The sequence below is a fragment of the Streptomyces sp. NBC_00620 genome, from assembly GCF_026341825.1.
GTDB lineage: Bacteria > Actinomycetota > Actinomycetes > Streptomycetales > Streptomycetaceae > Streptomyces.
The window spans coordinates 2,735,757-2,748,405 of the sequence record NZ_JAPENY010000001.1; the positions used below are offsets into that span (position 1 = coordinate 2,735,757).

The 12,649-nt window shown below is 69.0% G+C and carries 11 protein-coding genes and 1 tRNA gene; 9 read left to right on the forward strand and 3 right to left on the reverse strand.

The window, feature by feature from the left end:
* The first annotated feature begins 220 nt into the window (after positions 1 to 220).
* The gene (locus OG246_RS12685) at positions 221 to 2,968 is read left to right on the forward strand and encodes a penicillin acylase family protein (protein WP_266460206.1); all 2,748 of its coding nucleotides are present in this window, start codon (positions 221 to 223) and stop codon (positions 2,966 to 2,968) included.
* Between the two features lie 78 nt (positions 2,969 to 3,046).
* Here the strand turns inward: OG246_RS12685 and OG246_RS12690 are convergent, their stop codons facing one another.
* The gene (locus OG246_RS12690; RefSeq protein ID WP_266460209.1) at positions 3,047 to 3,661 is read right to left on the reverse strand and encodes a 5-formyltetrahydrofolate cyclo-ligase; all 615 of its coding nucleotides are present in this window, start codon (positions 3,659 to 3,661) and stop codon (positions 3,047 to 3,049) included.
* Between the two features lie 93 nt (positions 3,662 to 3,754).
* On the opposite strand from OG246_RS12690, the gene galU reads away from it, so the two are divergent.
* The 7 genes from galU to OG246_RS12725 all read left to right on the forward strand — a co-directional run bounded on the left by galU (position 3,755) and on the right by OG246_RS12725 (position 9,488).
* A complete protein-coding gene (gene galU, locus OG246_RS12695; protein WP_266460212.1) occupies positions 3,755 to 4,657 on the forward strand; it encodes a UTP--glucose-1-phosphate uridylyltransferase GalU in 903 nt (300 codons plus the stop codon).
* 5 nt (positions 4,658 to 4,662) lie between these two features.
* Positions 4,663 to 5,985 carry a gephyrin-like molybdotransferase Glp gene (gene glp / locus OG246_RS12700; protein WP_266460215.1) on the forward strand — a complete coding sequence of 441 codons (1,323 nt, stop codon included), beginning with the start codon at positions 4,663 to 4,665 and terminating at the stop codon, positions 5,983 to 5,985.
* Between the two features lie 61 nt (positions 5,986 to 6,046).
* Positions 6,047 to 6,559, forward strand: a complete 513-nt coding sequence (moaC, locus tag OG246_RS12705) for a cyclic pyranopterin monophosphate synthase MoaC (protein WP_266460218.1) — start codon at positions 6,047 to 6,049, stop codon at positions 6,557 to 6,559.
* Positions 6,556 to 7,068 (forward strand): molybdenum cofactor biosynthesis protein B, encoded by a 513-nt coding sequence (locus OG246_RS12710; protein WP_266460221.1) that lies wholly within the window; start codon positions 6,556 to 6,558, stop codon positions 7,066 to 7,068. The genes moaC and OG246_RS12710 overlap by 4 nt, the downstream gene beginning before the upstream one ends.
* Positions 7,065 to 7,799 (forward strand): GNAT family N-acetyltransferase, encoded by a 735-nt coding sequence (locus OG246_RS12715; RefSeq protein ID WP_266464153.1) that lies wholly within the window; start codon positions 7,065 to 7,067, stop codon positions 7,797 to 7,799. Before OG246_RS12710 ends, OG246_RS12715 begins: the two co-directional genes overlap by 4 nt.
* A gap of 173 nt (positions 7,800 to 7,972) precedes the next feature.
* Positions 7,973 to 9,319 (forward strand): gephyrin-like molybdotransferase receptor GlpR, encoded by a 1,347-nt coding sequence (gene glpR, locus OG246_RS12720; RefSeq protein WP_266460224.1) that lies wholly within the window; start codon positions 7,973 to 7,975, stop codon positions 9,317 to 9,319.
* A 95-nt stretch (positions 9,320 to 9,414) separates the two neighbouring features.
* Positions 9,415 to 9,488 (forward strand) — tRNA-Ala (locus tag OG246_RS12725).
* Positions 9,489 to 9,579: 91 nt separating this feature from the next.
* Here OG246_RS12725 and OG246_RS12730 read toward each other — a convergent pair.
* Positions 9,580 to 10,059, reverse strand: coding sequence for a GNAT family N-acetyltransferase (locus OG246_RS12730; RefSeq protein ID WP_266460226.1), 480 nt, complete (start codon positions 10,057 to 10,059; stop codon positions 9,580 to 9,582).
* Positions 10,060 to 10,117: 58 nt separating this feature from the next.
* Here OG246_RS12730 and OG246_RS12735 point away from each other — a divergent pair, with 58 nt between their 5' ends.
* The gene (locus OG246_RS12735) at positions 10,118 to 10,921 is read left to right on the forward strand and encodes an exodeoxyribonuclease III (protein WP_266460228.1); all 804 of its coding nucleotides are present in this window, start codon (positions 10,118 to 10,120) and stop codon (positions 10,919 to 10,921) included.
* 59 nt (positions 10,922 to 10,980) lie between these two features.
* Here OG246_RS12735 and OG246_RS12740 read toward each other — a convergent pair whose 3' ends face one another.
* A complete protein-coding gene (locus OG246_RS12740) occupies positions 10,981 to 12,309 on the reverse strand; it encodes a recombinase family protein (RefSeq protein ID WP_266460231.1) in 1,329 nt (442 codons plus the stop codon).
* Positions 12,310 to 12,649 lie beyond the last annotated feature (340 nt).

A 12,649-nucleotide genomic window follows, 5' to 3' on the forward strand; every position in this document is an offset into this window, starting at 1 on the left:
GGAACCCTCGGATCAGAACACCGGAAGCCGAGCACTTCAGTGCAAGTACTTCGTTACCTTACCTAACTCTTGACGCTTTCTTGACGTTCCCGGGGGCAAGATCGAACGCCCGTCCGTTCGGGTACCCGACTCCGCGTCAAGGCGCGGTGGGCCCTGCGCCTATGGTTGCTCCAGCACTCCAGGACCGCCTGCCGCTCGCGTTAGGACAGCAAGGACAGCGATGCCCCCCAACACCACCGCCTCTTCCGGCCAAAAGCCCGGCAAGTCCGGCAGGAAGAAGGGGCGCAAAGCCCGACTGTTCTTGATCGTCCTGGTTTTGGCCATCATCGGCGGCGTCGCCTTCGGCGGGTTCTGGACCGTCAGCACAGTGCGCGCTTCCTTCCCGCAAACCACGGGCGAGATCAAGCTCGACGGCCTGTCAGGACCCGTGGACGTCAAGCGGGACAGCTACGGAATCCCGCAGATCTACGCCTCGTCCGACGAGGACCTCTTCATGGCGCAGGGCTTCGTCCAGGCGCAGGACCGGTTCTACGAGATGGACGTACGCCGTCACATGACCTCGGGCAGGCTGTCCGAGATGTTCGGCTCCGGGACGGTCGATGACGACGAGTTCCTGCGCACCCTGGGCTGGGACCGGGTCGCGAAGGAGGAGTACGACACCAAACTGTCGGACTCCACGAAGAAGTACCTCCAGGCCTACGCCAAGGGAGTCAACGCCTACCTGAAGGGCAAGGACGGCAAGGACATCTCCCTGGAGTACGCGGCCCTCGGCTTCGAGAACGACTACAAGCCCCAGGAGTGGACCCCGGTCGACTCGGTGGCCTGGCTCAAGGCGATGGCCTGGGACCTGCGCGGCAACATGGACGACGAGATCGACCGCTCCCTGATGACGAGCCGCCTGGGCCCGCAGCAGATCGCGGACCTGTACCCGGAGTACCCGTACAGCCGGAACCAGACGATCGTCCAGGAGGGCGAGTACGACAGCGCCACCCAGTCGTACGTCCAGGGCGGCAGCAGCACCACGACGGACTCCGCGGGCACCGGGCTCGCGGGCGACACCACGGCTCCCGCCGGCCTGGAGAGCCAGCTGTCGGGGCTCTACGACGTCCTCGACGACCTGCCGACGGCCGTCGGAGTGAACGGCAACGGCATCGGCTCCAACTCCTGGGTCGTCGACGGCGACCACACCATCACCGGCGAACCGCTGCTGGCCAACGACCCGCACCTGTCGCCCTCGCTGCCCTCGGTCTGGTACCAGATGGGCCTGCACTGCACCACCGTCTCCGCCACCTGCCAGTACGACGTCTCCGGCTACACGTTTGCCGGCATGCCCGGTGTGATCATCGGCCACAACCAGGACATCGCCTGGGGCATGACCAACTCCGGCGTCGACGTCACCGACCTCTACCTGGAGAAGCTCACCGGCGACGGCTACCAGGTCGACGGCAAGGTGAAGCCCTTCACGACCCGCAAGGAGACCATCAAGGTCGCGGGCGGCGACTCCAAGACGATCGTCGTCAGGGAGACCGACAACGGGCCCCTGGTGTCCGACCGCAACGACGAACTCGTCAAGGTCGGCGAGAAGGCCACCGTCGACTCCGCGGCGCCCGACCGCGGCGACGGCTACGGCATCTCGCTGCGCTGGACCGCGCTGGATCCGGGCAACTCCATGGACGCCGTCTTCGAGTTGGACAAGGCCTCCAACTGGACCGAGTTCCGTAACGCGTCCGCGTCCTTCGACGTGCCCTCGCAGAACCTGATCTACGCCGACACCAAGGGCAACATCGGCTACCAGCTGCCCGGCAAGATCCCCACGCGCGGGAAGGGCGACGGCTCGCTCCCGGCGCCCGGCTGGGACTCCAAGTACAACTGGACCGGCTACATCAAGCAGGCCGAGCTGCCCTACGAGTACAACCCGGACCGCGGCTACATCGTGACCGCCAACCAGGCTGTCGTCGACAAGGACAAGTACCCCTACACGCTCACCACGGACTGGGGCTACGGAACGCGCAGTCAGCGGATCACCGACCTGATCGAGTCGAAGATCAAGGACGGCGGCAAGATCTCGACCGAGGACATGCGCCAGATGCAGCTCGACAACAGCAGCGAGATCGCCAAGCTGCTGGTGCCCAAACTGCTCAAGATCGACGTCGACGACCCTGACGTCCGCGAGGCGCAGAAGCTCCTGGAGGGCTGGGACTACACCCAGGACGCCGACTCCGCCGCTGCCGCCTACTTCAACTCGGTCTGGCGCAACATCCTCAAGCTCGCATTCGGCAACAAGCTGCCCAAGGAGCTGCGCGTCGAGGGCCAGTGCCTGAACGTGGCCCCGGTCGACACCACCGGTCCCGCCGACGAGGACCAGACGGTCCGCGAGTGCGGCCAGCGCGCCGCGGACAAGGCGCAGCCGGACGGCGGCGACCGCTGGTTCGAGGTGGTCCGCAACATCATCGACGACGAGGACAGCGACTGGTGGAAGTCGCCCAAGACGCGCCTCGACAAGGCGACCGACACCCGTGACGAGCTGTTCGGGCGGGCTCTGAAGGACGCCCGCTGGGAGCTGACCGCCAAGCTCGGCAAGGACATCGACACCTGGAACTGGGGCCGGCTGCACCGCCTGTTCCTGAAGAACCAGACCCTGGGAACCGAAGGCCCCGCCTACCTGCAGTACATGCTCAACCGCGGCCCCTGGAAGCTCAGCGGCGGCGAGGCGACGGTCAACGCGACCGGCTGGAACGCGGCGGGCGGCTACGGCGTGGTCTGGGTGCCGTCCATGCGGATGGTGGTCAACCTCGGTGACCTCGACAAGTCCAAGTGGATCAACCTCACCGGCGCCTCCGGGCACGCCTACAGCGCCCACTACACCGACCAGACGGACATCTGGGCCGAGGGCCAACTGCTGGACTGGTCCTTCTCGAAGGAAGCGGTCGAGAAGGGGACGAGCGACACACTGGTCCTGAAACCGTGACGCGCTGACCTGTCGAAAGGGCCCTCCACGCGCGCGTGGAGGGCCCTTTCGCGTTGCCGGAGGCGCAGGTGGAAGACCTCAGCGGAAGCGGCGTACGCCCGACGGGGTCACCACCGCGTGGACGGGCCGGTCGTGCGGCTCCTCGGGGACCCGCTCGACGACCTCGGAGTCGTACAGCAGCACCACCAGCGCGGGATCGGCCCCCGCGCGCTCCAGACGGGCCAGCACGCGGTCGTACGAGCCCCCGCCGCGCCCCAGGCGCATTCCGCGCGCGTCGACGGCGAGACCGGGCAGCAGGACCGCGTCGGCCTCCTGGACGGCCGCGGGCCCCAGTCGCTCGCCCGCCGGTTCCAAGAGGGCCATCTTTCCGCCGTGTTGGACCCGCGCGAGGGAGCTCACTCCGGCGTACGCCCCCCAGTCCAGGTCGTTGTCCGCCAGCAGCACCGGCAGCAGCACGCGCACGCCCCGCGCGTGGAGCGCGTCCAGGAGTGCGAGGGTGCCGGGCTCGCTCCCCACCGAGACGTACGCCGCCACTGTGCGCGCGTGCGCCAGCTCGGGCAGTTCCAGGGCGCGGGCGGCGAGAGCTGCGGTTGTCTCCCGCACGTCATCGTCTGTCAACCCGTTTCTCACCGTGAGGAATTCTCGCCGCAACGTTCTCTTGTCAGGCTCTGACTCGGACCCAACGTGACTCACAGGTCTCTCCTGTAACTTCCTAATACGCTCATATGAGAGTGAATTAACCGGAGCTACAGATTCCGCACATAGCCACCGGATATGGTTGCGGGCATGACTGAGTCGCACCCCAGGATCAGCAAGGCTGTCATCCCTGCAGCAGGCCTCGGTACCCGGTTCCTGCCGGCGACCAAAGCCACTCCCAAGGAGATGCTGCCGGTCGTCGACAAGCCGGCGATCCAGTACGTGGTCGAAGAGGCCGCGGCCGCGGGTCTTGACGACGTCCTGATGATCACCGGCCGCAACAAGCGCCCCCTCGAGGACCACTTCGACCGCAACTACGAGCTCGAGTCGGCCCTCCAGAAGAAGGGCGACGCCGACCGGCTCGCCAGGGTCCAGGAGTCCAGCGACCTCGCCACCATGCACTACGTGCGCCAGGGCGACCCCAAGGGACTCGGCCACGCAGTCCTGTGCGCGGCCCCGCACGTCGGCCACGAGCCTTTCGCGGTGCTTCTCGGAGACGACCTGATCGACCCGCGCGACCCCTTGCTCTCGCGCATGGTCGAGGTCCAGGAGCAGCACGGCGGCAGCGTCATCGCGCTCATGGAGGTCGCACCCGAGCAGATCCACCTCTACGGGTGTGCCGCCGTCGAGTCCACCGACGAAAGCGACCTGGTGAAGGTGACGGGCCTGGTCGAGAAGCCGGACCCGGCGGACGCGCCCAGCAACTACGCCATCATCGGGCGTTACGTCCTCGACCCGCACGTCTTCGACATACTGCGCAAGACCGAGCCGGGCCGCGGCGGCGAGATCCAGCTCACCGACGCCCTCCAGCAGCTCGCCACGGACGAGAAGGTCGGCGGCCCCGTGCACGGCGTCGTCTTCCGGGGCCGCCGCTATGACACCGGTGACCGCGGCGACTACCTGCGTGCCATTGTCAGACTCGCATGCGAACGTGAAGACCTGGGCCCGGACTTCCGGACCTGGCTTCGCAGTTACGTAGCCGAGGAGATGTAGCGATTTTGAGCACCGCCGCGACCCGCGTCACCGGCCAGGACCACCTCTGGTCGGTGACCGAGCACCTGGAGGACATCCTCGCGACCGTTCGCCCCCTCGAACCCATCGAGCTGCAACTCCTCGACGCCCAGGGCTGCGTCCTGGTCGAGGACGTGACGGTGCCGGTCTCCCTGCCGCCGTTCCACAACAGCTCGATGGACGGGTACGCGGTGCGGGTCGCGGATGTCGCGGGCGCGAGCGAGGAGTTCCCGGCCGCTCTGACGGTCGTCGGCGATGTCGCGGCGGGCCAGGCCGAGCTGCTCCACGTGGGCCCCGGCCAGGCCGCCCGCATCATGACGGGCGCCCCGATGCCTCCCGGCGCCGAGGCCGTCGTCCCCGTGGAGTGGACCGACGGCGGCCTCGGCGAGGGCCCGGTCTCGGGGATGCGCGCCCACAGCGCGGACCCCGAGGGCGCCTACGGACAGGTGCAGGTCCACCGCCCGGCCGAGGCACGCGCGCATGTGCGCGCGAAAGGCAGCGATGTGAGGGCCGGCGACCGCGCCCTCGACGCGGGCACGGTCCTCGGCCCGCCGCAGATCGGCCTGCTCGCCGCGATCGGCCGCGGCACCGTACGCGTACGCCCGCGCCCGCGCGTGGTCGTGATGTCCACCGGCAGCGAACTCGTCCAGCCCGACGAGGAGTTGGGCCCCGGCCAGATCTACGACTCAAACAGCTTCGCCCTCTGCGCCGCCGCTCGCGACGCCGGAGCCATCGCCTACCGGGTGGGCGCGGTCGCCGACGACGCCGAGACCCTCCGCGCCACCATCGAGGACCAGCTCATCCGAGCGGACCTGGTGGTCACCACGGGCGGGGTGAGCGTCGGCGCGTACGACGTCGTCAAGGAAGCCCTCTCCTCCGTCGGCGACGAGGACGAGGAAGGCAGCGGCATCGAGTTCCGCAAGCTCGCCATGCAGCCCGGCAAACCCCAGGGCTTCGGCACCATCGGCCCCGACCACACCCCGCTGCTCGCCCTCCCGGGCAACCCCGTCTCCTCGTACGTCTCCTTCGAGCTCTTCGTACGCCCCGCGATCCGCACCCTGATGGGCCTGACGGACGTCCACCGCCCGACCGTCCGGGCAGCGCTCGCGACCGACAAGGCACTGACCTCGCCCGCGGGACGCCGGCAGTTCCTGCGCGGGAAGTACGCCGACGGCCGGGTGACGCCCGTCGGCGGCGCCGGATCCCACCTGGTCGCGGCCCTCGCACACGCCGACGCCCTCATCGTCGTCCCCGAGAACGACACCTCGGTCGAGCCCGGCACCGAGGTCGACGTGGTCCTGCTCGGCTGAGCGCCCCGAGTTGGCGGTACCGTGTCGCGCACAACAGGCCCGACCGGGAGCGCCGCAGCACATGACAGTTCCAGCCCGGGGGGAGACCCCCGGACCCCATGTACAGGACCGGCTGACGCACATCGACGAGGCGGGCGCCGCCCGCATGGTCGACGTGTCAGGCAAGGACGTGACCGCGCGCACCGCCCGTGCCAGCGGCCGTGTCCTGGTCTCACCGCGTGTGATCGAGCTGCTGCGCGGTGAGGGCGTCCCCAAGGGCGACGCCCTCGCGACCGCGCGCATCGCGGGCATCATGGGCGCCAAGCGCACGCCGGACCTGATCCCGCTGTGCCACCCGTTGTCGGTGTCGGGTGTCAAGCTTGATCTGTCGGTCACGGACGACGCCGTCGAGATCCTCGCCACCGTGAAGACCACGGACCGTACGGGCGTCGAGATGGAAGCCCTCACCGCGGTCACCGTGGCGGCCCTCACCGTGATCGACATGGTCAAGGCGGTCGACAAGGGAGCGGTCATCACGGACGTACGCGTGGAGGAGAAGACGGGCGGAAAGTCGGGCCACTGGAGTCGGGCATGACGGGACCGTCGTACCGTGCCCTTGTGGTCACCGCCTCCAACCGGGCCGCCGCGGGGGTCTACGAGGACAAGGGCGGACCCTTGATCGCCGCGGGGCTGACCTCGTACGGCTTCGAGGTGGACGGTCCCCGGGTGGTGCCCGACGGTGACCCGGTCGAGGCCGCGCTGCGTGCCGGTGTCGATGCCGGGTACGACGTCATCGTCACCACCGGCGGCACCGGGATCTCGCCCACCGACAGGACCCCGGAGGCCACGCGTCGTGTTCTCGATCACGAGGTGCCGGGCATTCCCGAGGCCATCAGGGCGTTCGGAAGAGAGAAGGTTCCGACGGCGGCGTTGTCCCGGGGGCTCGCCGGAGTCGCGGGACGGACACTGATCGTCAACCTGCCCGGTTCCTCCGGCGGGGTGAAGGACGGACTGGCCGTTCTGGAGCCTCTGCTGACTCACGCCGTCGACCAGATCCGCGGCGGCGACCACCCCAGACCCGGCGACACCGGGGGTGTGAGCTGAACAGCCCATCCTGGCCCGTCGAGCTGGTGGACGGCGATGTCGTCCTCCGGCCGATAAAGGTGCGCGACCAGCGGGTCTGGCGCGAGGTCAACCGGCGCAACCGGGACTGGCTGCGGCCCTGGGAGGCGACCATTCCGCCGCCCACGCCCAGTGGTCCGATCGCGCACCGGCCGACCTACCGTCAGATGGTCAGGCACCTGCGCGCCGAGGCGAACGCGGGACGGATGCTGCCCTTCGTCATCGAGTACCAGGGGCGGCTCGTCGGGCAGCTGACGGTCGCCGGGATCACCTGGGGCTCGATGTGCTCCGGGCACATCGGCTACTGGGTGGACCAGTCGGTGGCGGGGCGCGGAGTGATGCCGACGGCCGTGGCGCTCGTGACCGACCACTGCTTCCGGACCGTCGGACTGCACCGCATCGAAGTCTGTATTCGCCCCGAGAACGGGCCCAGTCGCAGGGTCGTGGAGAAACTCGGATTCCGCGAGGAAGGACTTCGTCCACGTTATCTTCACATCGACGGAGCCTGGCGCGACCATCTTGTCTTCGCACTCACCGCCGAAGAGGTACCGGAGGGGTTGCTCGGGCGCTGGCAACGGGCGCGCGCGGAGCGGGCGCGCTCCGAACAGGCGCGATTGGACCAGACCAGGCCGGGTCAGATGGGGCACGAACAGGTGCGACCCGGGCAGACGGGCGCGCAGAACCCGAGTAAGCCCGGCAACGCGAGCAAATGAAATGGGTGTTCGAAATTGATCGCTCGGCGATCGTCTCCGGGCATTAAATTCGCGGTCCCGGCGGCCTGTTGATCGCATCGGTCACAAAAAAAGCTCGAAATATCAGCCAGATCGTGCGACACACCGGCTCAATTGGCAGATGGCCTCACGCAAACCCCTCTACCGTGTGAGGCGTGAGCAGCAGCGGCCTCATCTACGCAGTCATCGTCGGGGCCTGGGCCGCCTACTTGGTGCCGATGTGGCTCCGTAGGCAGGACGAGCTGAACGAAGCCCGTCCGACGGAACGCTTCAGCACCGCCATCCGGCTGCTGTCCGGACGGGCGGGCATGGAGCGCCGATACGCCAAGGACCTGCGGGCGCGCTCCACCGAAGAGGGGGAGCCCAGCGCCGATCCGGACGGTGTCACCGACTCGGTGGACGTCCGGTCCTTCGCCATGCCCCCGGCCCAGTCGCAGGCGCCGGCCCAACAGCGGCCGCAGGCGCACGCGCAGGCCCGGTCCCGACCGCAGGTGCGGGAGCGGGTTCAGGGGCAGCCGCCGGCTCAGCCGAAGGCGGATTCGGCGTCGCAGGGCGCGGGCAGACCGGACGCCCAGCACGGGGCACCGGCGCACGCGGCGCAGGCACCGGCGCGCACGGCGCACTCGGCGCAGGCCGCCCCCAGACCCGTACCGAAGCAGTCGGCCAGGCCCAAGTCCGAGCCGGAGCCCAAGTCCGCGGCCCGGCAGACGCCTGCGGCGCGGCGCGCTTCCTCGGCGGAGGCCGCGGCGCGCGCCCGGCGCTCGAAGGTGCTCGCGCGCCGGCGGCGTACGACGGTGATGCTCTTCATCGCTTTCACGCTCGGCGCGATCGTGGCGGCCGTCGGGGGGCTCGCGCTCCTGTGGGCGCCCGGCGTACCGGCCGTGATGCTGAGCGGGTACATCGTGTATCTGCGCACCCACGAGCGGCGCCGCTTCACCTACACGATGGACCGGCGCCGGGCCGAGGCCGCGGCGCAGCGGCTGCGGGAACGGCAGCCGCGACGGCGGCCGGCCGTCGACCCCGGGGCCGACGAGCCGGACGAGGGACCGGAGCCGGCGACCGACCCCGGTCTCTCCGCGCTCGCGGCCGACCGCCGCGCGCTCGTCGAGCAGACCGACCACGCGGAGTGGGTCGACCAGCAGCGCGAGCGCCAGCGGGGCCCCGGCCGGGGTGACAGCTGGGACCCGGTGCCGGTTCCGCTGCCGACCTATGTGACCGCGCCGGTCGCGCCCCGGGCCACGTCCAGCGTCGACCTGGGGGCGCCGGACGCGTGGAGTTCCGCGCGGTCCAGCGCCGTCGAGCCGAGCGCGCCGGAGGCGGAGCGCGTCGCCGAGGAGCAGTGCGAGGACGACGCGGATGGCGACGCCGCGGACTGCGCCGACGGCGACGGTCGCAGCGACGCCCGTCGCGCCGCGTCCGCCCGGCGCGCCCGCGAGCGTGGCCGCACCCCGTTGTTCGACCAGTACGAGGACGGGGACCGGCCGCGCGCGGCCAACGAGTGACGGTGCCGTGACGGGCACTCGGGGCCACTGGCTGACCAGCCAGGAACGGATTTCCGGGCACCCTGATGGGGATGCTAGAGTTTCTCTCGTTGCAAGGGCCTGTGGCGCAGTCTGGTAGCGCACCTCGTTCGCATCGAGGGGGTCTGGGGTTCAAATCCCCACAGGTCCACACTGCGACCTGTTGATGAGTCAGATCGTCAACAGATCTTGAAATCCCGCCCAGTTCAATGAACTGGGCGGGATTTCTGTCTGTCGGGCTGTCAGTGCAGCGGCTTTGCGAAGCAGCGGCTCATGGGTGAGTCGCGGTAGTGGCCGAACTTGGCGCAGGGCTCGTAGCCGCTCGATGTGTACAGGGCGATCGCCTCCGGCTGCTCGGTGCCCGTCTCGAGGACCATGCGGGTGCGTCCCGCCGTGCGGGCGTCCGACTCCAGTGCGGCCAGGATGCGGCGGGCGAGGCCGAGGCCGCGGGCCTGCGGGACCACGTACATGCGCTTGAGCTCGGCGTCGCCGTCCGAGTAGCCCTCGTCGTTCTCGTCCTGGGTGCGCCAGCCGCCCGTGGCCACCGGCCGGTCCTGCTCGTCGTACGCGATGAGGTACATGCCCAGCGGCGGCTCGAACATCGTGGCATCGAGGGGTGTGACGTCGCCCTCGTCGCCGTAGCGCTCGGCGTATTCGGCCTGTACCTGGTCGTTGAGCTTGACGGCGTCGGGGTGGTCGAAGGGGACCCGGCGGATATTCATGCGAACCATCGTACTTCTATGCGTGGGGTGGGTGGTAGGCATTAAGTATCGTGCCTGGGTGCTGACTATTACCTCTGTGAACGTGAACGGGCTCCGGGCCGCCGCGAAGAAGGGTTTCGTGGAGTGGCTCGCGGAGACCTCCGCGGATGTGCTGTGCCTCCAGGAGGTGCGCGCCGAGCCGCAGCAGCTGCCGGACGAGGTCCGCGCGCCCGACGGCTGGCACGTCGTGCACGCGCCCGCCGCGGCCAAGGGGCGCGCGGGTGTGTCCCTGTACACGCGGCGCGAGCCCGACCGTGTGCAGGTCGGGTTCGGGTCCGAGGAGTTCGACTCCAGCGGGCGGTACGTCGAGGCCGATCTGCCCGGTGTCACCGTCGCCAGCCTCTATCTGCCGTCGGGCGAGGTCGGGACCGAGCGGCAGGACGAGAAGATCCGGTTCATGGGGGAGTTCCTCGCCTATCTGAAGGGGCTGCGGGAGCGGGCCGCCGCCGACGGGCGCGAGGTCGTCGTGTGCGGCGACTGGAACATCGCCCACCAGGAGGCCGACCTCAAGAACTGGAAGGCGAACAAGAAGAACTCCGGGTTCCTGCCCGAGGAGCGGGAGTGGCTGGGGCGGGTCTTCGACGCGGCCGAGGGCGGATACGTCGATGTCGTGCGGGGGCTGCATCCGGACGTGGAGGGGCCGTACTCGTGGTGGTCGTATCGGGGGCGGGCCTTCGACAACGATTCAGGGTGGAGGATCGACCTGGCTGTCGCTACGGCGGGTCTCGCCGGGCGCGCGGTCAAGGGGTTTGTGGAGCGGGCCGCCCGGCATGAGGAGCGGTGGTCGGACCACGCTCCCGTGACCGTGGTTTTTGAGACCTGACGGGTGCGGGGCGCGCCGCCCCGGTCGACATGGCAAGCCCCGCCGAGTCCTCAGTTGCCTCACCTCGCGGTGTGACATTCCCCGATCGTGAAGGTCAGGCGCGAGGTATCCGGCCCGGCCAGTCGACTGGGGCCGCCCCCTGGGCGGCCTTTGCTGACGGTGACCCGGACAGCGCTGAGGAGAAGGTGTTCCCGGGTCACCTCGGCTTCGGCGGTGAGTGTCTGGAGGTAGCGGTTGACCACGTATTCCTCGAGCCAGTCGGAGCGCATGGCGGCGGGGGCGGGGCATACCTCGCCTCGGGCGGTGGCACGACACGCGTAGTCGCCGTACGGATACCCCTTCCGCGCGGCGAAGTACATGCGTCCCCCGCAGCCTGCGCAGTGCGCCACCCTGGTGAGCAGGGCCGTGGTCGTCCCGCGCTTGCTGCGAGTGCCGTTGGAACGTGTCAGAAGGACGTCTTGCAGGGCGCTGAACTCGTCCTCGGTGAGCAGCGGCGGACCGATCAGCACGGGCGCACCCTCGACGTTGCGAACGGTCTGTGTCCGGTGCACGCGATGGCCCATCAGTGACGGGCTGCGCAGCACCTTGGACAGGGTTCCGGACGTCCAGCGGAAGTGTTCGAAGTCGCGTCCGTGACGGCGGCCCCCCAGTGGCCGTCCTTGGAGTTGGGCGTGGCGGTCGCGCGGCACCAGTACACCTGTCTCGTTGAGTTTGCGCGCGATGGCGAGCAAGGAGTGACCCGCATGCACTTCTTCCACGATCATGCGGACGACAGGTGTGGTTTCGGGATCAGGGGTCAAACACCAGCCGCTGCCGGAAGGGTGCGACGCCTTTCGGTAGCCGAAGGGGACTAGACCGCCTCCGTAGCGACCGGCCGCACGCAGGGCTTCGTGGCTGTCGGTGAGCCGGTTGGAAATGGTGCGGGCCTCTTGCTCGGCGGCGTAGGCCAGATCCATGCACCGTCGGATGGTGGCGCTGTCCGCCTGCGGGGTTACCTCGAGCGGGTGCTCTGCCTCAGTCATCCCGAAGACGAGTGTCCTGTCGTGCTGCCGCCCCCAAGCGATCAACTCGGCCATGTGTGCCACGGATCGGACGGCACGGTCCACGTGGGACCACACGATGGCGTTGTACTCCTGGGGGTGACGTAGCCACGAGGACAGGGACGGCCTCTCGAACGGGGACGTCTTGCGGGCCGAGATGCCAAGGTCCGATGCCTCGCCGATCAGCGTGAAGCCGAGCTGCTCGGCGCAGAGTTGGATGGCGGAGCGCTGTCGGCCGGGCGAGGTCGTCACACTCGTCAGGCAGCTCAGGCGCAGGGCCGCGAGCGCTCCCGGTTGCCCGGCGGAAAGCGAAGTCGGTGGAGCCTGCAGGGAACTAGGCTTGAGCATGTTGGCACTCCTCGACAGTGTCGGCCGTGCCCCGGGGCTGGTAGGACAGCCGCCGGGGTCTATTCGGTCTCACTCTCGGAGTGCGAACTGGTGTCTGTCTTCGATTGACCGGAAAGTACCTCGATGGTGTGAACGTTCAGGGTTCTGTCAGCGATCTCGTGAAAACCTGGATGTGGGGCCTCAGCTGTGACCGTGATCGTGAACTAGTCAGAAGTTCGGCTCACACCTCGACGAGGAAGAAGACCCACATGACAGTAGCGAGCGATGGCAGTACGTATGTGATGAGCGGAAGAGACCCAGGTCCGCTCTCGTCCTATGCCGCACGGGTCTCGGCGTACCA

Excerpts from the sequence above, each read along its gene's own strand:
- moaC (WP_266460218.1), top strand. The coding sequence starts at position 6,047 with ATGACAGTTCCAGCCCGGGGGGAGACCCCCGGACCCCATGTACAGGAC.
- OG246_RS12685 (WP_266460206.1), top strand. The coding sequence starts at position 221 with ATGCCCCCCAACACCACCGCCTCTTCCGGCCAAAAGCCCGGCAAGTCC.
- OG246_RS12740 (WP_266460231.1), bottom strand. The coding sequence starts at position 12,309 with ATGCTCAAGCCTAGTTCCCTGCAGGCTCCACCGACTTCGCTTTCCGCC.
- OG246_RS12730 (WP_266460226.1), bottom strand. The coding sequence starts at position 10,059 with ATGAATATCCGCCGGGTCCCCTTCGACCACCCCGACGCCGTCAAGCTC.
- OG246_RS12710 (WP_266460221.1), top strand. The coding sequence starts at position 6,556 with ATGACGGGACCGTCGTACCGTGCCCTTGTGGTCACCGCCTCCAACCGG.
- galU (WP_266460212.1), top strand. The coding sequence starts at position 3,755 with ATGACTGAGTCGCACCCCAGGATCAGCAAGGCTGTCATCCCTGCAGCA.